The organism is Streptomyces tamarix, from assembly GCF_032423885.1.
Lineage (GTDB): Bacteria > Actinomycetota > Actinomycetes > Streptomycetales > Streptomycetaceae > Streptomyces > Streptomyces tamarix.
In genome coordinates, this window is sequence record NZ_JAWCTQ010000043.1 from 1 (window position 1) to 21,638 (window position 21,638).

Annotated in this window: 19 protein-coding genes and 1 pseudogene; 10 read left to right on the top strand and 10 right to left on the bottom strand. The window is 72.3% G+C overall.

Annotation, left to right across the window (positions count from 1 at the left end):
* Positions 1-134 precede the first annotated feature (134 nt).
* Positions 135-1,055 carry an MBL fold metallo-hydrolase gene (locus tag RND61_RS26140; protein WP_315880563.1) on the bottom strand — a complete coding sequence of 307 codons (921 nt, stop codon included), beginning with the start codon at positions 1,053-1,055 and terminating at the stop codon, positions 135-137.
* A gap of 174 nt (positions 1,056-1,229) precedes the next feature.
* Here RND61_RS26140 and RND61_RS26145 point away from each other — a divergent pair, with 174 nt between their 5' ends.
* Both RND61_RS26145 and RND61_RS26150 read left to right on the top strand, forming a co-directional pair.
* A complete protein-coding gene (locus RND61_RS26145; RefSeq protein WP_315880564.1) occupies positions 1,230-1,919 on the top strand; it encodes a TetR/AcrR family transcriptional regulator in 690 nt (229 codons plus the stop codon).
* 422 nt (positions 1,920-2,341) lie between these two features.
* The gene (locus tag RND61_RS26150; protein ID WP_315880565.1) at positions 2,342-2,734 is read left to right on the top strand and encodes a hypothetical protein; all 393 of its coding nucleotides are present in this window, start codon (positions 2,342-2,344) and stop codon (positions 2,732-2,734) included.
* Between the two features lie 149 nt (positions 2,735-2,883).
* On the opposite strand, the gene RND61_RS26155 is transcribed toward RND61_RS26150, so the two are convergent.
* Positions 2,884-3,837 carry an amidinotransferase gene (locus RND61_RS26155; protein ID WP_315880566.1) on the bottom strand — a complete coding sequence of 318 codons (954 nt, stop codon included), beginning with the start codon at positions 3,835-3,837 and terminating at the stop codon, positions 2,884-2,886.
* A 944-nt stretch (positions 3,838-4,781) separates the two neighbouring features.
* On the opposite strand from RND61_RS26155, the gene RND61_RS26160 reads away from it, so the two are divergent.
* The 5 genes from RND61_RS26160 to RND61_RS26180 all read left to right on the top strand — a co-directional run bounded on the left by RND61_RS26160 (position 4,782) and on the right by RND61_RS26180 (position 9,998).
* Positions 4,782-5,516 carry a 3-keto-5-aminohexanoate cleavage protein gene (locus tag RND61_RS26160; protein WP_315880567.1) on the top strand — a complete coding sequence of 245 codons (735 nt, stop codon included), beginning with the start codon at positions 4,782-4,784 and terminating at the stop codon, positions 5,514-5,516.
* 334 nt (positions 5,517-5,850) lie between these two features.
* On the top strand, positions 5,851-6,900 hold the full coding sequence (locus RND61_RS26165) for a pectate lyase family protein (RefSeq protein WP_315880568.1): 1,050 nt from the start codon (positions 5,851-5,853) through the stop codon (positions 6,898-6,900).
* 15 nt (positions 6,901-6,915) lie between these two features.
* On the top strand, positions 6,916-7,932 hold the full coding sequence (locus RND61_RS26170; protein WP_315880569.1) for a pectate lyase family protein: 1,017 nt from the start codon (positions 6,916-6,918) through the stop codon (positions 7,930-7,932).
* Between the two features lie 11 nt (positions 7,933-7,943).
* The gene (locus RND61_RS26175; protein WP_315880570.1) at positions 7,944-8,963 is read left to right on the top strand and encodes a pectate lyase family protein; all 1,020 of its coding nucleotides are present in this window, start codon (positions 7,944-7,946) and stop codon (positions 8,961-8,963) included.
* Between the two features lie 15 nt (positions 8,964-8,978).
* Positions 8,979-9,998 (top strand): pectate lyase family protein, encoded by a 1,020-nt coding sequence (locus tag RND61_RS26180; protein WP_315880571.1) that lies wholly within the window; start codon positions 8,979-8,981, stop codon positions 9,996-9,998.
* Between the two features lie 434 nt (positions 9,999-10,432).
* Here RND61_RS26180 and RND61_RS26185 read toward each other — a convergent pair whose 3' ends face one another.
* The 7 genes from RND61_RS26185 to RND61_RS26215 form a co-directional block, all read right to left on the bottom strand.
* Positions 10,433-10,891, bottom strand: coding sequence for a nuclear transport factor 2 family protein (locus RND61_RS26185; RefSeq protein WP_315880572.1), 459 nt, complete (start codon positions 10,889-10,891; stop codon positions 10,433-10,435).
* A 401-nt stretch (positions 10,892-11,292) separates the two neighbouring features.
* A complete protein-coding gene (locus RND61_RS26190; protein ID WP_315880573.1) occupies positions 11,293-12,114 on the bottom strand; it encodes a class I SAM-dependent methyltransferase in 822 nt (273 codons plus the stop codon).
* On the bottom strand, positions 12,111-13,364 hold the full coding sequence (locus RND61_RS26195) for an aminotransferase class V-fold PLP-dependent enzyme (protein ID WP_315880574.1): 1,254 nt from the start codon (positions 13,362-13,364) through the stop codon (positions 12,111-12,113). Before RND61_RS26195 ends, RND61_RS26190 begins: the two co-directional genes overlap by 4 nt.
* A gap of 3 nt (positions 13,365-13,367) precedes the next feature.
* Positions 13,368-13,544, bottom strand: a complete 177-nt coding sequence (locus RND61_RS26200) for a hypothetical protein (protein ID WP_315880575.1) — start codon at positions 13,542-13,544, stop codon at positions 13,368-13,370.
* 392 nt (positions 13,545-13,936) lie between these two features.
* Complete coding sequence (locus RND61_RS26205) at positions 13,937-14,356, bottom strand: hypothetical protein (protein WP_315880576.1); 420 nt, start codon at positions 14,354-14,356, stop codon at positions 13,937-13,939.
* Between the two features lie 1,147 nt (positions 14,357-15,503).
* Positions 15,504-16,277, bottom strand: coding sequence for an MBL fold metallo-hydrolase (locus RND61_RS26210; RefSeq protein WP_315880577.1), 774 nt, complete (start codon positions 16,275-16,277; stop codon positions 15,504-15,506).
* A gap of 323 nt (positions 16,278-16,600) precedes the next feature.
* Positions 16,601-18,247 (bottom strand): glycoside hydrolase family 27 protein, encoded by a 1,647-nt coding sequence (locus RND61_RS26215; RefSeq protein WP_315880578.1) that lies wholly within the window; start codon positions 18,245-18,247, stop codon positions 16,601-16,603.
* Between the two features lie 366 nt (positions 18,248-18,613).
* On the opposite strand from RND61_RS26215, the pseudogene RND61_RS26220 reads away from it, so the two are divergent.
* A pseudogene (locus tag RND61_RS26220) lies at positions 18,614-19,063 on the top strand (family 43 glycosylhydrolase); the annotation flags it as partial.
* Between the two features lie 91 nt (positions 19,064-19,154).
* Positions 19,155-20,120 (top strand): glycoside hydrolase family 6 protein, encoded by a 966-nt coding sequence (locus tag RND61_RS26225; protein WP_315880579.1) that lies wholly within the window; start codon positions 19,155-19,157, stop codon positions 20,118-20,120.
* A gap of 439 nt (positions 20,121-20,559) precedes the next feature.
* Here RND61_RS26225 and RND61_RS26230 read toward each other — a convergent pair whose 3' ends face one another.
* Entirely contained in the window at positions 20,560-21,012 is a 453-nt protein-coding gene (locus RND61_RS26230; protein WP_315880580.1) for a VOC family protein, read from the bottom strand.
* Positions 21,013-21,033: 21 nt separating this feature from the next.
* Here RND61_RS26230 and RND61_RS26235 point away from each other — a divergent pair, with 21 nt between their 5' ends.
* The gene (locus RND61_RS26235) at positions 21,034-21,636 is read left to right on the top strand and encodes a CGNR zinc finger domain-containing protein (protein ID WP_315880581.1); all 603 of its coding nucleotides are present in this window, start codon (positions 21,034-21,036) and stop codon (positions 21,634-21,636) included.
* The last annotated feature ends 2 nt before the right edge of the window (positions 21,637-21,638 follow it).

Sequence of the window (21,638 nt, forward strand, 5' to 3'; positions counted from 1 at the left end):
TGGGGCCGGGGGCGTGCCGGGTCCGCCCGCGGTGTCGCGTTCGAGCCGTCCCCCGGCGGCCCGGCCGGTGGGGAAGGAGCACGCGGTGCCGTCGCGGACGCCCCCGCGTCGGCGGGCGGTTCCCGCGCCGTCCCCTACGACAGGTCCTTCTCGGTGCCGCGCGGCCGCAGGTCGACGAGCTTCTCGGCGATGCCCTGCTTCTGGAACGCCTCCACGAGCGACTCCAGGTCCTCGGAGTAGATGTTCCAGCTGTCGGTGTGCAGCGGGACCACCTTGCGCGGGTCGAGGTCCTTGGCCACCACGGCCGCGTTCTCGGAGGTGAGCGTCAACGGAGCGTTGTCGAGGATCGCGGGGGTGCGTGCCGCGCCGGCGAAGAGGATGGCCGTGTCGAGCGGGCCGAACTCCTTCCTGACGCGCTCACCGACCTGCCGGGCGACCTTGACCGAGGCGTTGTCACCGGAGATGTAGGTGGTGGGGACGCCCTCGCCGCTGAGCACGAAGCCGGTGACCTCGCCGTCCGCGCCGCGGTCCACCCCGTCGGGGCCGTGCAGGGCGGGCACGGCGGTGACCTTGATGACGCCGCCGGAGGTCCTCAGCTCCTTGGAGGACCAGCTCGTCATGGCCGTGACGTGATCGCCGAGACGCTGGTGCGCGCCGGGCGTGGAGAGCACGACGGGTACGTCCTTGAGCAGTTCGCGGCCCGTGTCGTCGAGGTTGTCGTCGTGCTGGTCGTGGGAGAGCAGCACGGCGTCGATCCGGCCGAGCCGGTCGGGGCCGAAGGCGGGGGCCTGCGTCTTCTCCAGGCCACTCTCGTACCTCTTGGGCTGGTCGAAGGTCGGGTCGAGCAGGATGCGCGCACCGGCGATCTCCAGGATCGCGGTCGGTCCGCCTACGTGCGTGACGGTGAACGCGCCGGCGACCGGGGACGGACGGTCCGCGGACGGCGAGGTCTTCGCGCCGTCGGCGGTCGCCTCGCCGCCGCACCCGGCGAGGAGGGGCACGCTCGCGGAAGCCACGACGGCGGCCGAGGCGGCGCGGAGGAACGGACGGTTCATGGGTGGATACCAACTCTCTCGCTAATGAACGGCCGGCGGCCTCGACGGCGCGCCGACCCGGATGTTTTCAACGCTAACACAGTTTGTTATCGATGATTACGAGAGGGGTGTGGGTCGGGTTCTGAGTGAGGGTTCGCCCAGGTCCGGACTGTTAGCGGTGTTATCGTGGGCGCCATGTCGACGGCACGAGAGCGCATCCTGGGAGCCACCGCGGAACTGCTCGCCACCAAGGACGCGCTGGCGATCTCGACCCGGGCCATCTGCGAGCGGGCCGGCGTCGGCATGCCCGAGATCTACCGCCAGTTCGGCGACAAGCAGGGCCTGCTCACCGCCGTGGCCGACCTCGGTTTCGAGCGCTTCCTCGCCAACAAGAGGCGCAACCCGCACACCGACGACCCGGTGGCGGACCTGCGGGCGGCCTGGGACAGCCACGTCGCGTTCGCGCTCGGCAACCCCCACCTCTACCGGCTGATGTTCACGCCCACGGGAGACGTCAAGCCCCGGGGGATCGAGGAGGCGCGGGCCCTGGTCCAGTCGGCCGTGGAGCGCTGCCGTGACGCCGGACGGCTGCGTACGGCCCCCGAACTGGCCGGCCGGTCGATCCTCTCCGCCAACGTGGGCGTGTGCCTGATGGCCCTGTGCTTCCCCGACCTGTTCGGCATGCTCGACATCTCGCAGTCGGTACGTGACGCCGTCGTCGGGGCGGTCACCGGGGACGACCGGGAGGACACGAGGATCGGCACCGCGACCGTCCTCGCCCAGGCGCTGGTCGGCACCCTCACGGGGACGGCGGCCGTTGACGCCGCCGCCCTCGACGGCCTGGTCCGCGCCCTCCGGCCGCCGGCCCCGCCCTCCGGTACGTGAACCGGCCGGCCGCCCGGTACCGGCCCGCCGCCACCGGCTCGGGACGAACGCCGGGTTCGGCGACGGACGCCTTCGGGGGCCGTCGGACGCCGCTCGGTGCCGCCGCCCGGTCCCCTCGGGTGACCCCCACCGGCAGGCCCGGCGTGCCCGCCCCGCCGGTGTGAGGGGGGTGTCCGCCGTCCGGGGAGGCCCGTTCGCACGCGCGTGGCGCGTTCCGCGTCCGCGCGGTCCGCTCCCACGGTGGACGAGCCATCCGCACCACCGTCCGTCCGGTGCCCAGGCTCCCGTTCGGGGAGGCCGACGACCACCCGCTCAGGAGCGGGATCCGCTGTGCGAACGTGTACGGCAGGCCCGGCGGACCCCACCCCGTAGGGGGCGCCCTCCTCCCACCCGCCACGAGCCCGCGACGGGCGGCGACACCGATGCCCGGGCGCCTCGGTCGGCCCTGGCTCCAACTCGCCGGCACTCTCCTCTGGCCGATCCCGATGGTCGTCCCCGCGCTCTCCTGCTACCGCCACCCCGAGGCCACCGCCGTCTACCTGGTCGGCGGTGGGCGGCGCGGCATCGCCCTGTACGCCGCCCTGGCCTTCGGCCGGTTCGTCGTCCGGGGACCCCCGTACCGGCGCACGTGCGAACCCGGCCCCGGCTTCTGGCGCTCCGTCGGCTGGGGCCTGACCCACTCCGTCTACCTGCTGGCTCTCTACGTCGTCCCGTGGTGGGCCGTAGGACGCGTGGTCGCCGGCCGCAACGGCTGGGCCAAAACCCGCCGCAACGCCGAAGCGCCCACCGGCGGCCTCGTCGCCAAGGAGACCTGACCACCGCGAGAACGGCGTCCGGGCCGGGCCGGGAGTGGCCGTCACCCGTCACGCCCGTACGCCGCGCCACTGCTTCGTCATCCGTCACGCCCGTACGCCGCGCCACTGCTTCAGGCGGTCGCCGTGCCGCGCCGTGGCCGGCTGCCGCGTCACGCGTCCAGTTCGCGCACCAGAGGGTGGTGGGCGCAGCGGAAGCCCCCGGCGAACGCGGTCACCGCGTCGAAGGGAAGCGTGTGAACGGTGGCGTTCCGCGCGGTCAGCGCTTCGGCGAGCCCCGTCAGGCGCTCGTCGACGAGCACCTCGCCGGGACCCAGGACGAGGCTGTTCCCCGCCAGGAGGTTCACGGCGTCCCGCAGGCTGACGTCGATGAGCTCCCAGTCGGCGACCTGTGCCGGTACGCCGTCGAGGAACTGCTCCCGGCAGACGACCGCCAGGCCCTCGCGGACGGCGGTGAGCCCGTCGTCCAGGTGGATCACCTGCTCACTGATCGGCACCCCGTGGACGCGGTACCCGTCCCCGAGCAGTCGCGCCAGCCACCGCGCGCCCTCCGGGTCGGACGCCGCCCCGCCCCGCCCGTGACCGACGAGGACGTCCCGGCCCAGGACCGCGACGTCGCCGCCTTCGAGGAACGGCCCGGTCGCCGACGCGAGCTCGGGCACCGGCACGGGCGACGGCGGGGGCATCACCGAGTAGCGGGCTCCGCGGGAGACGGCCTCCGCGAAGACGGGACGCAACCCGAAGCGTTCCTTGAAGCGGGCCGGCAACCGCAGGGCGGCCTCGATGACGTGGTCGCCGATGACGACCATCGGATCGCGGACGAACGTCTGCGTGCTGAACCGGTCGCCGTCGCCCCCGTACACGGACAGTTCGGGTCCGGTCAGCTCCCGCGGACGGTGGACGACGACCCCGTGGCCGGCCAGGAAACGGGCCAGCCCCTCGATCTGCTCGACGCTTCTCGCGTACCCCTCGGGGTCCGCGTCGGACCAGAGCCGTCCCGCCCAGCGCGGCAGCTCACGCCGGGTTCGGTCGGGCAGGAAGCGCAGTGGGTCCGGCAGCCCGGCGCCGAGCCCCCGGGGGACGCGGAAGTCGATGACACGGCCCACCACCGCTTCCTTCAGGACCCCCACTCGTGCGTGACGTTGATCCGGTCGAGCCGTTCGTTCCGTTCGATCCGGCCGGTCGGTTCGGATGCGGTCATGATCGGGTTCCTCCTCGCGGGGGGAGGGGGGTCGGGGCGGGGGCCCCGACCGGGGCGTGGAGACGGCCCCGGCCCGGAAAGGACTCCCGACCCGCGGACCTGTTCAACGTCTCACGCGGGACGGGGCGGCGCGTCCTCGAAAAGGCCCGAGGCCCACCGGACACTTCGGATGACCCGTTCCCGCCGGACGTCCTCCTCCAGGACGAGACGCCGCTCCGGGCCGGCGATCCGCCCCGTCCGCCTGCCCCCGCTCCCGCCCGTGGGCCGGCCGGAGGCGCCCCGATGGGTGCCCTCCCGCACCGCCGCCGGCCGCTCCCCGCCCACTGGTGAGACCTCGCGGGGTGATCGAACCCGCCGTCCCGGACCGGGCCCCGCGCCCCGCGAGGGGGAGCGGCCGGCCGGTCCCGGTACCGAGGCCGACGCGCTCCTGGGCCGAAGCGCACTTCGGGGTGGGCCGCGGAAGGCCCGCTCAGAACGGTGGCGGCCGAGTCGCTCGCCTCCACGTCGAAGACCGGCCCGCACCCCCCGACATGGGCCGGGGACACCGTGACGGTGGTGTGGCGCCCCTCCGGTCCGGGGGAGGCGGGGTCGGTGGCGGCGGCCCGCGCGGTGGCGACGGCCCCGGACGCCTCCGTGCCGAAGTGCCGGCCAGGCGGCTTGGTGCCGGGCCGCCTCCGGGCCGGAGCGGGGGCCGCCTTTCGGGGCCGGGACCGCGCGGACGCGGCAGAGGGGAGAACCACCGGCGTGGCACGCGGCCCCCGCGTCGGCCCGCACCGGACGCCGCCGGGGCGGGGGCGTCCCACCGACCGGAGGGGCGGCGCTCCGGCGGAGCTGTGGCACGATCAAGGAATGATCCAAGCCTGTCTGAACGGTCGGCGCACGACGGAGGACCACCCCGCGGTGCCCATCACGGCGCGGCAGTTGGCCGCCGACGCCAGACGGGTCCAGGACGCCGGGGCCTCCGGCGTGCACCTGCACCCCCGGGACGCCCACGCCCGGGAGAGCCTGGACGCGCGGGTCGTCTCGGCTGCCGTGCGGGCGGTGCGGGAGGCGTGCCCCGGCCTGCAGATCAGCGTGTCGACCGGCCTGTGGATGGGCGACGGAGACGTCGCCGCGCGCCAGGCCGCCGTGGAGGGGTGGGCCGCCGCCGAGGACCGCCCCGATGTCGTGTCGCTCAACCTCGGCGAGCCGGGATTCGAACGCCTGGCCGACACGCTGGGGGAGTTGGGCATCGGTATCGAGGCGGGCGTCTGGTCGGAGGCGGACGCCGTCCGCCTGCTCGACAGCGGACGCACCGCCTCGTGCAGCCGGATCCTCGTCGAGATGATCGACCTCCCCGCGCCGCGGGCCCTGTCGGAGGCCGATCGCATTCTGCGCCGGCTCGCGGGGGCGGGGGCCGACGTCCCCGTCCTCCTCCACGGTGAGGACGAGTGCGCCTGGCCCGTCCTGGACCGCGCCCTCGCCCTCGGCCTGGAGACGCGCATCGGCCTGGAGGACACCCTCACCGGCCCGGACGGACGCGACGCGGAGGGCAACGCCGCACTGGTCCACTGCGCCGTGGGCCGCCGGACACGCGTGCGCTGACACCCCGCCCGCGCGGAGAGCTCCTCGTGCGTTCTCCTCGCCCCGTGCTCTCCCGCTGCGCCGGGGCGATCTCGGGGAGGGGAGCCCTCCACCGGCTTCCCCGCTCGGCTTCAGGGTCGTGGCGCCTCCTCCCTCGGCAGGACTCTGTTTGTTTCTGTTGGGAACCTTCGCTTTTCGTGACCGTACGCGTCTGTTGACGCGCCCAAGACAAGAGCCCTACTTTCTGAATAGAAAGCGCTTGCTCAAGAGGTGGTCGCCATCCGGGCAGCGCAGCACACCAAGAAACGCCCTCTCCGCCACGCTCGGAAGCAGCTGTAGAAAGGGCTATCCCCCCATGCGATTACCCCCACGCCGTGCGTCCCGAGCCGGTCTGATCACCGCGCTGGTCGTCTCCTTCCTCGCCACCGCGTCCGCCGGCCCCGCCTCCCCCTCCCCCCTCCCGCCCCCGCCCTCGGTTTCCCCCCTGACCGCCGACGGCTTCGCCTCCGTCGACGCCCTGGGGCAGAACGGAACCACCGGCGGCGCGGGCGGCGCGGTCGTCACGGCCGCCACCACCGCGGAGTTCCTCGACTACATCTCCCGCCCCGGCCCCCTGGTGGTGCAGGTCAGCGGCACGATCACGCTGCCCACCGGCTCCAGCGACGGCATGCACCCGGTCGCCTCGGACAAGACCATCGTCGGCCTGGGCAGCACCGCCCGGCTGACCGGCGGCGGTCTGCACATCGGCCTCCCCGCGAGCGACCGCGTCACCTCGCCGCCCGCCGACGCGGTGCACAACATCATCATCCGCAACCTGTCGTTCGACGGAGCCACCGACGACCTGATCAACGTCCAGATGTTCTCGCACCACGTCTGGATCGATCACAACGACTTCTCCAACGGTGACGACGGCGCCGTGGACATCAAGCGCGGCTCGGACTTCATCACCGTGTCCTGGAACCGTTTCCACGACCACGACAAGACGCTCCTGCTCGGGCACGACGACGACAACGCCGCCCAGGACCGCGGACGGCTGCGCGTCACGTACCACCACAACTACTTCGACGCCTCCGACCAGCGCAATCCGCGGGTGCGGTTCGCCGAGCCGGTGCACGTCTACAACAACTACTACCGCGACAACAGCTACGGCGTCGCCTCCGCCATGGACGCCGGGGTGGTGCTGGAGGGCAACTACTTCCACAGCGTCAACAACCCCGCCCGGGTGGACTTCAGCGGTGACCTCGGCCGCCTGGTCGCGCGCGACAACGTCCTCGTCGAGTGCAACCACCCCGTCGAGACGCGGGGCTCGGTCGTCGAACCGCGCACGTACTACGCCTACACCCCGCACCGGGCGGCCGAGGTCCCGGCCGTCGTCCCGGCCGGGGCCGGTGTCGGCAGGATCTGAGAGACGGAGACGACGATGAGGAACCTCCCCTCCCTCACCCGCCGCGGCCTGCTCGCGGGCGCCGCCGCCACCGCGGCCACCGCCGCCCTGCCGGCCGTGGCGGGCCACGCGCGGGCCGCCGCGCCCGCTTCCGCACGGCGGTCGCGGGCCGCCGCGGTCGCGCAGGGCGCCGACGGCTTCGCGGGGGTCCCCGCCCTGGGCCTGTCCGGCACCACCGGCGGCGCCGGCGGCCCGGTGGTCACCGTCACCGACGCCGAGACGTTCCTGGACTACTGCGACCGTGACGCGCCCTACGTCATCCAGGTCTCGGGCACCCTGCGCATCAGCAGCAAGCAGGGGGTGCGCTCGAACAAGACCATCGTCGGGCTCGGCACCGACGCGGAGATCACCGGCGGCGGCCTGGACATGTACCGCAGACAGAACGTGATCATCCGTAACCTGCGGTTCACCGACGCCGACGACGACTCCATCAGCATCCAGCAGTCCTCGCACCACATCTGGATCGACCACTGCACCTTCAGCGCGGGCGCGGACGGCCTGATCGACATCGTGCGCGGCGCGGACTACGTCACCGTCTCCTGGAACCACTTCCACGACCACAGCAAGACCATGCTGATCGGTCACTCGGACGCCAACGGCAGCCAGGACCGCGGCAGGCTGCGGGTCAGCTTCCACCACAACTTCTTCGACGGCACGGCCCAGCGCCACCCGCGCGTCCGCTTCGGCGAACCCGTGCACGTCTACAACAACTACTACCGGAACAACACCCTCTACGGCGTGGCGTCCACCGAGGACGCGGGCGTGCTGGTGGAGGGGAACTACTTCGAGAACGTCGCCCACCCGATCTACTCCGGCTACGACGCCAGCGGACCCGGCCGGGTGGTGGAACGGAACAACGTCTACGTGAACTGCGGGAAGCCCGAGACGCTGGGCACGGTGATCGAGCCGCGCACCTTCTACGCGTACACCCTCGACGCCCCCGCGGACCTCCCCGCCGTCGTTCCCGCCGGTGCCGGCGCCGGCCGGATCTGAAGGAGCCCCCCGTGTCAGAACACCCTCCCCTCACCCGCCGCGGCCTGCTCGCGGGCACCGCGGCCTCCGCCGCCCTGCTGACCGTCGGCGCGGCCCCGCGCGCCCGGGCATCCACCGTCCCGGACCACCGGCTCGCCGCCGTGGCGGCGCAGCGCGCCGACGGCTTCGCGAGTGTCAGCGCGCTCGGCCTGCCCGGCACCACGGGCGGTGCCGCCGGCCCCACCGTGACGGTGACCACCGGCGCCCAACTCGCCGACTACGTGGGCCGCAACTCCCCCTGGACCGTCCTCGTCTCCGGCCGCATCGAGATCGACGGCATGATCACCGTGGTGGCCGACAAGACGATCCTCGGCGTCGGCTCCACCGCCGAGATCACCGGCGGTGGCCTTCAGCTCGGTTCCACGACCCGGCCCGGCAACAACGTCATCATCCGCAACATCCGCTTCACCCGCGCCTCCGACGACTCCATCAGCGTCACCAACCGTGCCCACCACGTGTGGATCGACCATTGCGACTTCTCGCAGGGGTACGACGGACTGCTCGACATCAAACGGGAGTCGGACTACGTCACCGTCTCCTGGAACCACTTCCACGACCACAGCAAGACGTGCCTGCTCGGCCACAGCGACAGCCACACCGCCGACCGGGGCAAGCTGCGCGTGACGTACCACCACAACTTCTTCGACGGCACCGACCAGCGCCACCCGCGCGTCCGGTTCGCCGAGCCGGTGCACGTCTACAACAACTACTACCGGAACAACCGGCTCTACGGCGTGGCCTCGACCGAGGACGCGGGCGTGCTGGTGGAGGGGAACTACTTCGAGAACGTCGCCCACCCGATCTACTCCGGCTACGACGCCAGCGGACCCGGCCGGGTGGTCGAGCGGAACAACCTCTACGTCAACTCCGGGGCGCCCCAGACGCTGGGCACGGTGATCGAGCCGCGCACCTTCTACGCGTACACCCTCGACGCCCCGTCCACCGTCCCCACCACCGTCCCGACCGGCGTCGGTGTCGGCAGGATCGCCTGAGCCCAGGAGGCACACGTGCACCGCAAAGGCTCCCTTCTCCTCACCGCCCTCACCGCGCTGGCCGTCACGGCCGCCGCTCCCGCCCCGGGCCCCGCTTCCCCGGCCGTGCTAGCGGAGTCGGCGCCCACCGGGTTCGCGAGCGTCGACGCATGGGGCCAGAACGGCACCACCGGAGGCGCGGGCGGTCCGACCGTGACCGTCTCCACCGCCGCCGACCTCATCGCCGCCGTCAAGGCCGAGGGCCCCAGGATCGTCCGCGTCAACGGCATGATCACGCTGCCCGCCGGGATGTACGACGTCAGCTCCGACAAGACGATCGTCGGTGTCGGCGCGAGTTCCGGCATCTCCGGCGGCGGTCTGAACATCGGCCTTCCGGCGAGCGACAGCGTCACGTCCCCGCCCGCGAACGCCGTGCACAACGTCATCATCCGGAACCTGACGTTCAAGAACGCCAGCGACGACTCCATCAACGTCCAGATGTTCTCGCACCACATCTGGATCGACCACAACGACCTGTCCGCCGGTTACGACGGACTGATCGACATCAAGCGGGGCTCCAGCTACATCACCGTCTCCTGGAACCACACCCACCACCACGCCAAGAACATGCTGCTGGGCCACTCCGACAAGAACGGCGCCCAGGACATCGGCCGGCTCAAGGTGACCTACCACCACAACTGGTACGACCGCACCCCGCAGCGCAACCCGCGCACCCGCTTCGGCGACCCGGTGCACATCTACAACAACTACTTCTTCGACAACAGCGACACCGGTCCGGCCTGCAACGCGGACTCGGGCTGCTTCATCGAGGGAAACTACTTCGACGACGTCGAGGAACCCATGACCAACAGCTACTCGGGCCCGGAAGGCAACATCGTCGAACGGAACAACGTCTTCGTCGGCGACACCGGCGAACCGGTCACCGGCGGCAGCGTCGAGGACCCGGCGGACTACTACGACTACACCGTCGACGACCCGCAGACCGTCAAGGACGCCGTGGTGCGGGGCGCGGGCCCCGGCACCATCGGCCTCTAGAGCGGATCCCGCACGTGCCTCGCCCCGGTCGGACGAGGCACGTGCGGATCCCCGGCCGGTGGCGCGGAAGCCGGCGTCGTCCTCTCGCCCGCGGCCTCCGGCAGCCGCCCGTACGGCCGCGCCGGCAGCCCGGTGAACGTCCCCGCGCCCCGACCCCCGACTCCCCAGCCGCACACGGGGAGTGACCTCCCCACGGCCGCCCGCGGCACCCTTCGGGGCCGCGGACGCGCCTGCCGCGTCGTGCGGCCCCGTGCCGGGCGACGTCGTGCGGCCCCGTGCCGGGCGAAGACCGAAGAGACCGGCGCCTGTTGAACGAACCGCATGAACACCACCGCCGCCCTGCGGCTCCGACAGGCCGTCCGCCGCCCGGCGCGGAACGCGCCGAGATCGACGTGCACCGGCTGCGCCCGGAAGTCGGCGCCCCGCCCGCGCACTCAGGGGGTGCAGGCCTCGGCGATCGACAGGCTGTTCTCGTAGAGGTGGTGCCGGGTGATCCGGCCGTCCTCGACGGTGAGGCGCAGCGCGAAGGGGCCCTCGAAGGACTTTCCCGTCGCGCGTACGGTCCCCGACACGTACCCCGTCAGGACGGCGTCGGTGCCGTCGACGAGGAAGGCGTCGACGGAGGCGCGCGCGTCCTCGGGCACGGTGTGCTCCATCAACTCCGTGAACTGCGCGGCACATTCGGCGGCGGTGGACCGCGGGCGGATCCACGGCACGACGGGGTTCTCGGCGAGCAGCCAGTCGACCTCGTCGGCGAAGAGCGCGACGAGCCGCTCGGTGTCCCCGGCCAGCCGGGCGGCGAGGAACTCCTGCACGACGGCCCGGGTGGCCTCGGTGACGGAACGCGCGGAGCTGGTCGAACTCGGCGTGCTGGCGGCGTACTCGGCGGACATGGCGCTCTCCTCGCGGCTGCGACCGGATCCCGGCGGGGGTTCCCGCCGATGTGCACGATCTTGCCGGGAGAAGGGAGAACGGTCGATTACCCCGGGGGTAATGAGCGCCCGGAGCGACCGTCGGGCCGCGGCGCCCGGCCAGGAGGCCTCGTCCTGTCCGGGCCGGTCGGACGGTACGGGCACCGGCCCACGGCAGGTACCCGGCCCGGCAGGGGACGGTGGCTCCGCCGCCGGTCCCACGACCGCCGAGCCTGCCCGAGCCGCGGACGGCCGGTTCGACCGCCGTACCCCTCCGTCCTGGACGCACGCCCTCGCCGGGTGGCGCGGGACCCGCGGCCCGCCGGACTGCCGGCCCCCCAGGGGTGTCGACGCGGACCGCGTCGCGCGGTGCGCCCGGAGTGTCAGCGGGTGGCGAGGATGATCTCCGCGCTGGTGGGGGCGGTGAGGGAGGCGTCGTGCCGGTAGGGGGCCAAGCGGCCGTGCACCGCCTCTTCCAGGTCCTGCCGGGCGGCCGGGGCCAGGGCGGTGAGGGCGTCGGCGAGGGGGGAGAAGCGGTAGACGTTCAGGAGGTCTGCCGTGCCGCCGGGGAAGACCGCGGGCAGCCGGGCCCGGTGGTGGCGCATGTCGGTGAAACCGGCCTGCTCGATCAGGTCACGGGCTTCGTGGGCGGGCAGCGCCCAGGGCCGGGCGAACTGCCTGCCGTGGTCGGGGCCGAGGAGGGCGGCAGCCGCGTCGTGCAGGGCCGCGAACAGGGGGTTGTCCTCCAGAGGGGCCCAGACCGCCACGGCCAGGGTGCCTCCGGGTTTGGTCACCCGGTACCACTCGGCGGCCGCGGCAGGGCGGTCGGGGAAGAACTGCAGACCGTGCTGGCAGCAGGTCAGATCGAAGGACCCGTCCGCGAACGGGGCCAACGGGGCGGCCGGTGACTGGTGGTAGACCTGCGGCGCGCCGGGGAGGACGGGTTTGGCGCGGGCCGCCGCCAGCATGGCGTCGCTGAGGTCGGTGCCGGTGACCGCGCCGGTCGGTCCGGCTGCGGCGGCCAGTACGCGTGTGAGCGCGCCGGTTCCGCAGGCCACGTCCAGCGCGTGCACGCCGGCGCGCGGACCGATGGCCCCGGCCAGGTAACACGCCCAGGGGTGGAAGACGGCGGGGACGAGGATCTGGTCGTACAGGGAGGAGTGGCCGGTGGTGGCGCCGGTGAAGCCGTGCTGCCAGTCGTTCATGTCAGGACCGTCCCGGGGGAGGAGGAGACGACGTCGACGAGGGCGTCGATGTCGTCGGTGGTGTTGTACAGGTAGGTCGACAAGCGGATCGACGCGTCGATGTCGAAGCGGTGGCAGGCCAGTTGGGCGCAGTGGTGCCCCGCGCGCACCGCGATGCCGGCGGAGTCGAGCCGCCGGGCCAGTTCCCCCGGGTCACAGCCCTCTTTGACGAAGGAGACGACCGATCCGCGCTGGTCGGCGCGGGAGGGTCCGAGCACGGTGATGTGCCGGTCGGCGCGCAGCCGGTGCAGCGCGTGTGCCACCAGGGCGTGGTCGTGACGGTGGACGCGGTCCATGCCCACCCCGCGCAGGAAGGTCACGGCCGCCGCCAGGCCCGCGACCTCCGCGATCGCCGGGGTCCCCGCTTCGAAGCGCCGCGGTGGCGGGGCGAAGACCATGTCGGTGGCGGAGAGGTCGTCCAGCATGTCCCCGCCGCCGAGGAAGGGGGGCAGGGCGTGCAGCAGCTCGGTGCGGCCCCACAGGACGCCGATGCCGGTCGGCCCGCACATCTTGTGACCGGTGAAGACCAGGAAGTCCGCTCCCAGGGTGGTGACGTCGACGGGTTGGTGCGGGACGGACTGGGTGGCGTCGACCACGAGCAGGGCGCCCACCTGACGGGCCCGTTCGACCACCGGGGTGAGGTCGTTGAGGGTGCCGAGCATGTTGGAGGCGTGGGCCAGCGAGACCACTTTCGTACCCGGCGTGATCACCCTGTGCAGACCGCTCGTGTCCAGGCGGCCGTCGGAGGTCAGGCCCAGGTAGCGCACGTGGCAGCCGGTGGCGCGGGCGGCCTGCCGCCAGGGGACGATGTTGGAGTGGTGCTCCATCTCGGTCAGCACGACGGCATCGCCGCGGCGTAACCCGTACGGGGCGTCGGCGTCGCGCAGGCAGTGGGCCAGCAGGTTCAGGGCCTCGGTGGCGTTCTTGGTGAAGACGATCTCCTGGGCGCCGGCGCCGATGAAGGAGGCGATCGTGTTCCGGTCCGCCTCGTACTGCCCGCTGGCCGCGGCGGCCAGGGCGTACGTGCCGCGGTGCACGTTGGCGTTGCGGTGCGCCATCGAGTGGACGACGGCCTCGATGGCCTCCCGGGCGCGCTGGGATGTGGCGGCGCTGTCGAGGTAGACCGGTGACAGCGCCGCGGAGTCGTCGGCGAAGTAGGGAAAGTGCTCGCGGACCTCGCGGACATCGAAAGCACGGTCACTCGTGTTCATGGCTCATCTTTCGTCGGGGAAATCGCCTGCGCGCGCGGGCGGACAGCCGGGAGGAAAAGCGACGCAGCCCTTCTCGCGGCCGTCCTTCACCACGCCCCGGCGTATGAGCGGGACGCCCTTGGCGCGCAAATATTTCGGATACGGCAGCCCTCGCCGCGCCGGCCGCGGGATTTTTTTCATGCCGAGCGTCCTCGCCGTCGGAAAAGCTGACGCTCCGGCGGCGGAGAACGCGATGGGTGTCCTTCCGGGAAATGAACCCTCCTCTCGTCGTCCTCCTGCGGCGTCCGGCCGTGGGATTCTCCGGTCCGAGCGGAAGCCGCACGGTTCGGCGGCGCCGTCCGCGCGGGGCGGAGCGGTCACGTGTCGCGGGCGCCCGAGCCGCGGGCCGGCCCCTCCCGCCGCGCACGACCGGTTGCCCGGACGCGCGCCCTTGCGGGTGGACCCGCCGGGCTGCGATGGTGCGAAGGCGTACTGGAGCCGGCCCAGGTCGATGGGGGGACGGCTCCAGCCGCCCTTGGGGCCTGCGCGTGACGGAGCGGTCAGCAGCCGTCACGTGCAGGCCGTCTCACGGCTCAGCGCACCCGGTAGAAGCGCTGGGTGACCTTGCCGTCGCCGGTGACGTCGAAGTGCCCGTAGGCGGCGACGCCGTTCAGGCGCTCCGAGGTGCTGTGCACGATGATCCCGCCGACCCAGATGATGCCTCCGCGGCCGTCGGGACGTCCCACGCCGTGGCCGGTCCACACCGCGACGGTCTCTCCCCTGGAGCCGGTGACGACGACCTCGGCCCTACCGTCGTACAGGCCGTCCGGACGCTCCTTCTGGACGTAGGTGACCAGGTCGTTCACCTGCTGCCCGCCGAAGGTGCCGGAATCGACGGTCGTGACCTCGATGACGGGGTACGGGGTGTCGACGCTCAGGACGCGGCGCCCCACGACCTTCCCCGTCAGGTGAGAGAAAAGCTCGTCTCTTGCCTGTTCGGTTTCCTCGCTCATTTATTTCCTCCTTGAGGGGGGATTTCCTTTGAATGTATATCTCCGTTCCGATGGGGCGGTAAGTGTCTCTTTCGGACAGCCGCTCCGAGGGGGCGTGTTTTCGGCCGACGGTGTTTCTGCCGGTCGGGCCGTGCGGCGCGCGCGGGTCTCCACGGGTTGGCTGGGGGAGTGGTTGATCGAATGGGACAGGGAGGGTGAATCATGGAAAGCTATGGCCAGAACTTCACCGTCGCTATCCGCGGGGTGTCCATTTCGGTTTGGCATACCTGACCTGGAATTAGCCTTTGCCCGCGGCCTTGCGTGAGGGTCCACCGGTTTTTTCGGCGGACCGTTTCGGCTGTTCAGGGTGGTCGCGGTCGGCCGTGGGGTCCGCCCGGCGCGCCGGCCGGGATCGCTGTCGGACGGCCGGAGACCGGCGGCGTGCCGCCGCCCGCGCTGCCGGTTCCCGCCCCATCCGCCCCGTCCGCGGCGGGCGGCCTGACGGAGACCTTCGTGGTGGCCCTGGGGTGGGGGCCGGTGTTCGACGCGGAGCCCGGCGCCGTGTCCAGGGAGCCTTTGCGTCGCGGGCTTCGGTGGGTTCGGCCCTGCCTCCGCCCTCCGGGCGGGTTCACCGGTGGGCGACGCGGTCCGAGCGGGGACCGGCCCGGTGGGGTGGGGCACCCGCGGTGCCGGCCCCGCGCCCGCCGCTCACCGCGGCCGGGTGCCTGCCGCCGGCCTGGTCGGGGCTGCGGGCCCACGCGACGCGCTCGTACGGGAGGAGCCCGATCCGGTGGCGGAGGCGGACGGCGAGCAGGGCCGTAAGGCCACGGCCGTGGGGGCGGGCACGCCGCAGGCGAACCCGTGGAAGGCGGCTGAGGGGCCTGACCGGGCGGCGCCGGAGCGGTTCACGTGGGAGGGCGGGGTGCGTGGCGGTGCGAGGAGCGGCGGGTCTCACCGGGCGCCAGGACGCCCCGCCCGTCGTCACGGCACCGCCCGGCGCCGTCCGCGCCGCCGAGGACGGGCGGCACGCCGAAACGGCGATCACGACGTCCCTCCGGCTCTGCGGGGCGACAGTGCCCAAGCCGCCCGGGAGACGCCGCCCAGGAGGTCACCGACGGCCGGGAGCGGTTCGGCGTTCCTCGGGCCCCGGCGGAGCAGCCGCGGCGGCTCAGCCGACCGGGAAGGTGGCACCGGGCGTGGCGTGTTCGACGGGGCCGGCGAACCGGGTCGAGGCGCGGGCCACGGCCTGCTGCGGGGTGAGGAAGCGCCCGACGTGCGTGACGATCAGCCGTCCCGCCCGGGCCGCGTCGGCGGTGCCACCGGCGTCTTCCGGCGTGTGGTGGACCTGTTGTTCCCCCACGCTCGGGGCCTGTGCGCTGTCGGCCTCGCACAGCAGTACGTCGCAGTCCTCGGCCAGGCTCGTCAGAGCGGGGCAGGGGGCCGTGTCCCCGGAGTAGACCAGGGACCGGCCCCCGGCCTCGACGCGCAGGGCGAAGGCCGGCAGGCCGTGCGCCACCGCCCGGCTGGTCAACGTGAGCGCGCCGACCCGCACCTGGTGTCCGTCGTACAGCTCGTCGACGGCGAACGCGGACTCGATCGGACTGCGGGTGGAGGTGTGGGTGAGGAAGTGCGCCAACCGGTCGGCGATGCCCGGCGGGCCGTACAGGGGGATCGGGGCGGCGAGCCGGATGTCGGCGTAGAGCGCCCCGTAGTAGGCGGTGAGGAGGTCCGCACTGTGATCGGCGTGCAGGTGCGAGATCCAGATCGCGTCCAACTCGTCCAGTCGGACGTGCCGTTGCAGCTGGGCCAGCGTTCCGCTGCCCGCGTCCACCCACACCCGGGTGCCCCCGCCGGACACCAGGTAGCCGGAGCAGGGGTTGTCCACGCTCGGGTACGGCGTCGCGCAGCCCAGAACCGTGAGGCGGAGGAGATCGCTGGTCATCCGCGCAGTCTAGAACGCGTGATCCACTGGTGCCGACCATTCCTCGCGGCTTCGGACCCGGCGCTCAGCCGCCGGCGCGTTCCGCCGGGGCTCCGTTCGAGCGCCGGACCCCCGGTCACGTCGGCGCACCCCCCGGACGGCGCAGGTGGCGCCGTGTGGGGTGTGGCAGCCGTGCGGGGGCCGTGAGCGGGGTGTTCCCGTCCCGGCCGTGGCCCGGTGCCGTGCCGCCCGTGCTCAGGACGGCCGGCGCCGCGACCACGGCGGGCCGCGCGAGGGTTCATGGCCCCGTCATCACGGGAATTCCCTTCTCGGAACGCGGTCGCTCACGCGCGGGACCACTTCTGGTTGGCCTGGCCGTTGCACGTCCACAGGACCAGCGGGGTCCCGTTGGCGGTGCCGGCCCCGTTGACGTCGAGGCACAGCCCGGCGTGGACGTTGCGGATCGACCCGTCGGCGCCGACGGTCCACTTCTGGTTGTTCTGGCCGTTGCAGGGCCAGGTGATGACACGGGTGCCGTTCGTGGTGCCCCGCTCGTAGGCGTCCAGGCACTTGTCGCCGAAGACGCGGATCTCGCCGCCGGCCCACGTGGTCCAGAGCTGGTTGGCGGCCGTGTGGCAGTCCCAGACCAGCACCGTGGCTCCGGCGGCGGTGGAGGCGTTGTCCACGTCCACGCAGCGGCCGGACGCGTTGCCCCGCAGACGCGACGTGGTGGCGGACAGCGGGCTGCCGCCGGTCACCCGGAACACGGCGACGCCGTGCGCGGGGACGCTCGCGGAGATCTGCCCGGACGTGCTCGACGTACCGCCGGTCCACAGGTCGGTGAGGGTGAACGGCCCCCCGGAGAGACCGACTTGCGCGGCCGACGTGGTGATCGTCGCGGTGGTGCCGCCGCGGTTGAACAGGCCGACCGCGACCGAACCGTCCGACAGCGCCTTGGCGAACACCTCGGTGGCGCCGTCGTCGCGCACCCTGCGCCCGCCCGCGCCCAGCGGATCCTGGTTCACCGCCAGCAGGCGCGGGTTGCGCAGGATCGCGCTGACGTCGGCGGACATGGTCCGGATGTCGTTGCCGGCCATGAGCGGGGCGCCCAGCAGGGCCCAGAGGGCGAAGTGGGAGCGGGACTCGGTCAGCGACAGGCCGGGACGGCCGACGACCAGCATGTCGGGGTCGTTCCAGTGTCCCGGACCCGACTGCGCCGCCAGCGGCGCGGTGACGTCCAGGACGTTGCCGACGCCCATCGGGTAGCTGTTGGTGTTGCCGTTCTGCCAGATGTCGAGGAGGTCCTCGGTCGTCCGCCACAGGTCGGCCACCTCGCCCCAGTTGTACGTGGCGCCGGTGATGGCGTGCAGGCTGTTGGGGTTGATGCTGTAGACGATCGGCCGCCCGGTGGCGCGCAGGGCGTCGCGCATGAGCGTGAACCGCGCGACCTGCTCGTCACGGGTACCGTTCGGGGAGCACCAGTCGTACTTGAGGTAGTCGACGCCCCACGAGGCGAAGGTCGCGGCGTCCTGTGCCTCGTGCCCCTTGCTGCCCGTGGATCCCGGGTAGTTCCCCACGGCCTGCGCGCAGGTGCGCTCGTTGGGCGCCTGGTAGATGCCGAACTTCAGGCCCTTGCCGTGGATGTAGTCCCCGAGCGCCTTCATCCCGCTGGGGAACTTGGTCGGGTTGGCCCGGAGGTTGCCCTGGGCGTCGCGCTGCGGGTCGAACCAGCAGTCGTCGACCACGACGTACCGGTAGCCGGCGTCCCGCATGCCCGAGGACACCATCGCGTCGGCGGCCTGGCGGACCTGGGCCTCGGTGATCCCGCACCCGAAGCTGTTCCAACTGTTCCACCCCAGCGGTGGGGTGAGCGCCGGACTGCCCGGCGCGGCCGAGGCGGTGGGCTGGGCCGAGGCCGTCACGGAAGCGGTCACCGTCAGCACGGCGGCCGTGAGTAAGCGGAGCAGTCGTCCGCCTGATCGTCTGGGCACCAGGGGCTCCTTCGACACGCAGGGAAAAGAGAAGACGTCCGAAAGTTTCGTATGTCCTTCGGAAAATCGGGAGTCTCACGGATCCTAGAGGGGTGCCCGATCGTGTCAATACCGCGGGAGCGCTCGGCTCTGTCGCGTGATCGGCATGAGCACAAAGGCAGCGCGCCCCGATTTTTGGGCAATGGCCTGCGGTGGCTCGGCATCAGGGCTTCACGAATGTTTCGGTAAGGCAGGCGAATCTTGCGAGAGGGGTTGACGGGGTGTGTCGGCCCCCTATCATCCAGGATGCTCGGCAAATCGATCTGAGTTCGGTATTTCGAACTAACTGGAGCTCTCCGTGTCGACGAAGCCAAGGAGAACCCCCGCATGGAGATGTCATGGCTTCATCAACCCCTCATGCGTCGTTACGCGTTGGCGGCCGGTGCCGGTCTGGCCGCGGGGGCGGTCCTTCCGTTGGCGGGTGCCTCTCGTGCCGCGGGTGTTCCTGGTCGGGGGCCTGTCCCCGCGGCGGCCGGGAGCTTCACGAATCCGGTGGTCTGGAAGGACTTTGCGGACATCGACGTGATCCGTGTCGGTGACACCTATTGCGCTTCGGCCTCGACGATGCACTACTCGCCGGGCGCGCCCGTCCTGCGGTCGTACGACCTGGTGAACTGGGAGGTCGCCGGTCATTCGGTGCCGGTGCTCGACTTCGGTGCCAAGTACGACCTGAACGGCGCCCGCGGCTACGTCAGGGGAATCTGGGCGTCGTCCCTGACCTGCCGCCCCAGCAACAGGACCTTCTACCGGCTCGGCCAGATCGACATCTTCCTCACCCGCCCCGCCCAGAACAGTTCCTTCCTCAGCGCGCCGCCCGCTCGGGACGAGAGCGTGCGACGCACCCCCACCAGGAAAACGAGGTTCAGTCATGCGTCGCAGAATTCGCGCCTTGGCCGCAGCGCTCTTCGCCCTGCCGCTGGCGCTCGTCGTCGCGCCGTCCGCCCATGCGGCCGACCCGACCACCATGACCAGCGGGTTCTACGTGGACCCCGACTCCAGCGCGAAGAGGTGGGTGGCCGCCAACCCCGGTGACGGCCGGGCGTCCGCCATCAACGCCTCGATCGCCAACACGCCGACGGCCCGCTGGTTCGGCTCCTGGAGCGGCACCATCGGCACCGCCACGGGTGCGTACGTCGGGGCGGCGGACCGCCAGGACAAGCTGCCCGTCCTGGTCGCCTACAACATCTACCACCGCGACTACTGCGGCGGGCACTCCGCCGGCGGAGCCACCTCCCCGTCCGCGTACGCGAGCTGGATCGCCCAGTTCGCCGGCGGGATCGGCAGCCGCCCGGCCGTCGTCATCCTCGAACCGGACTCCCTCGGGGACTACGGCTGCATGAACCAGGCGCAGATCGACGAGCGCGAGGGCATGCTCGTGGGCGCCCTCGCCGAGTTCAACCGCCAGGCCCCCAACACCTGGGTCTACATGGACGCCGGCAACCCGGGCTGGACGGACGCGGCGACGATGGCCCGGCGCCTCCACGAAGCCGGCCTCCGCCAGGCCCACGGCTTCTCCCTCAACGTCTCCAACTACTTCACCACGGCCCAGAACACCGCCTACGGCAACGCCGTCAACAGCGAACTGGCCGCCCGCTACGGCTACACCAAGCCGTTCGTCGTCGACACCAGCCGCAACGGCAACGGCTCCAACGGGCAGTGGTGCAACCCCTCGGGCCGCCGCATCGGCACCCCCACCCAACTGGGCGGCGGCGCCGAGATGCTCCTGTGGATCAAGGTCCCCGGAGAGTCGGACGGCAACTGCGGCGTCGGAGCCGGCTCCACGGCCGGCCAGTTCCTGCCCGAGGTCGCCTACAAGATGATCTACGGGTACTGACCCGCGGCCCCCGTGGCCCGGCACCCCCACGTCCCAGGGCCGGGCCACGGGCACACCCGCGCCGTTCCCCGAGTGCGCGGTGGGCCTCGCGGAGGTCCACGGGTCGTCCTGGCGGGACCGGCCGTGACCGCCGGCCCCCTCCTCCGCCGGTTCAGTGCGTCGTCGGCCGATGTCCGGTGGCGCGGTTCTCCTCCCGGACCGGGGCGCGGCGGGTCCACCTGCCGCAGACGGCCCTGTTCCCCCGAAGCCGCCGCGAAGTGGCGAGTGGCTCTCCGCGGCGGATCCCAGGCGCTCGCGGTGCCCGGCCCCCGCGCGGCGCCAGGGTCGGAGGCCCCGCGGCCTACACCGCACGGTACGGCCGGGTCGGCTTCCCGAGCGGCGTACGGGACCCGTCCGCGATGCCGGAGAACCAATGCTCCGCAGTGGACCGGGACCGGGCTTACGCCACGCAGAACTCGTTGCCCTCCGGATCCTGCATGATCCACCAGTGCCCGGCCGGCCCTTTGTCCACCTCCCGGACGCGGATCGCCCCCAGGGCTTCCAGCCTGGCCAAGAGCGTGTCGAGGCCGCCGGGTTCGCTGTGGACGTCGAGGTGCAGGCGGTTCTTGCCCCTCTTGCCCTCGGGCACGTCCTGGAAGAGCAGCCGTCGACCGCGGCCGATGCCGCTGGTCTCGTCGAACGGGTCCTCGGGGTGGCGGATCGCGGCATGGCCGCGGAAGGTCTTGCGGCCGCGATGCTCGGTGACCGCCTCCTCGCCGATCTGTCCGGCGGCCAGCAGTTGCTCGACGAGAGCGCTGGGGTCTTCCACCTCGTACTCCAGGGCCGCGGCCCAGAAGTCTGCGAGGACGGGTGCGTTCGTGCTGTCGATGACCAGCTTCCAACTCAGTGCCATGTAACCAGTTATATTGGTTACATGGACTCCTCGGCAACCAAGGGGCTGACGCTGCACTCCCACACCGGCGTCGCCTACCGGTTCGACCCCGGCGCGCTGTGCCTGGAACTGCTGACCACCGGCGGCCCCGGTCCCTACCGCCGGTACGAGGTCCTGCACGGGCCCGCCGACCTGGCTGCCTGGGCGGACCGGTCGCGGCTGACCCCGACGCCCGCACTGGACATCTCCGAAGCGGAAGTGGCCGACATGCGGGGGCTGCGCGACGCGCTCTTCCGGGTGATCACGGCCCACACGCGCGGCGAGCCTCACCCGCCCCGCGACCTGGAGGCCGTCAATGCGGCAGCCGCCCGTCCGGCCATGGCCCCCGCCATCACGCCGACCGGGGAGCGACAGTGGGCCGGAACCCCCACCGGAACGCACCTGGCGGCCACCGTCGCCCGGGATGCCGTCGAGCTGCTGACCGGCCCCTTCGCGCACCGCATCCGCACCTGCGCCGCCGAGGACTGCCACCTCGTCTACGTCGACACCTCACGCCCCGGCCGCCGCCGCTGGTGCTCCATGGAGCACTGCGGCAACCGCCACAAGGTCAGGGCGCTGCGCGCCCGCCACGCCGAGGAAGGGTGACC

What these genes read in the sequence shown, in the direction of transcription:
- RND61_RS26140 (WP_315880563.1), bottom strand. Translation starts at nt 1,055, where the DNA reads ATGAACCGTCCGTTCCTCCGCGCCGCCTCGGCCGCCGTCGTGGCTTCC.
- RND61_RS26145 (WP_315880564.1), top strand. Translation starts at nt 1,230, where the DNA reads ATGTCGACGGCACGAGAGCGCATCCTGGGAGCCACCGCGGAACTGCTC.
- RND61_RS26150 (WP_315880565.1), top strand. Translation starts at nt 2,342, where the DNA reads ATGCCCGGGCGCCTCGGTCGGCCCTGGCTCCAACTCGCCGGCACTCTC.
- RND61_RS26160 (WP_315880567.1), top strand. Translation starts at nt 4,782, where the DNA reads ATGATCCAAGCCTGTCTGAACGGTCGGCGCACGACGGAGGACCACCCC.
- RND61_RS26165 (WP_315880568.1), top strand. Translation starts at nt 5,851, where the DNA reads ATGCGATTACCCCCACGCCGTGCGTCCCGAGCCGGTCTGATCACCGCG.
- RND61_RS26170 (WP_315880569.1), top strand. Translation starts at nt 6,916, where the DNA reads ATGAGGAACCTCCCCTCCCTCACCCGCCGCGGCCTGCTCGCGGGCGCC.
- RND61_RS26185 (WP_315880572.1), bottom strand. Translation starts at nt 10,891, where the DNA reads ATGTCCGCCGAGTACGCCGCCAGCACGCCGAGTTCGACCAGCTCCGCG.
- RND61_RS26190 (WP_315880573.1), bottom strand. Translation starts at nt 12,114, where the DNA reads ATGAACGACTGGCAGCACGGCTTCACCGGCGCCACCACCGGCCACTCC.
- RND61_RS26195 (WP_315880574.1), bottom strand. Translation starts at nt 13,364, where the DNA reads ATGAACACGAGTGACCGTGCTTTCGATGTCCGCGAGGTCCGCGAGCAC.
- RND61_RS26200 (WP_315880575.1), bottom strand. Translation starts at nt 13,544, where the DNA reads ATGAAAAAAATCCCGCGGCCGGCGCGGCGAGGGCTGCCGTATCCGAAA.
- RND61_RS26205 (WP_315880576.1), bottom strand. Translation starts at nt 14,356, where the DNA reads ATGAGCGAGGAAACCGAACAGGCAAGAGACGAGCTTTTCTCTCACCTG.
- RND61_RS26210 (WP_315880577.1), bottom strand. Translation starts at nt 16,277, where the DNA reads ATGACCAGCGATCTCCTCCGCCTCACGGTTCTGGGCTGCGCGACGCCG.
- RND61_RS26225 (WP_315880579.1), top strand. Translation starts at nt 19,155, where the DNA reads ATGCGTCGCAGAATTCGCGCCTTGGCCGCAGCGCTCTTCGCCCTGCCG.
- RND61_RS26230 (WP_315880580.1), bottom strand. Translation starts at nt 21,012, where the DNA reads ATGGCACTGAGTTGGAAGCTGGTCATCGACAGCACGAACGCACCCGTC.
- RND61_RS26235 (WP_315880581.1), top strand. Translation starts at nt 21,034, where the DNA reads ATGGACTCCTCGGCAACCAAGGGGCTGACGCTGCACTCCCACACCGGC.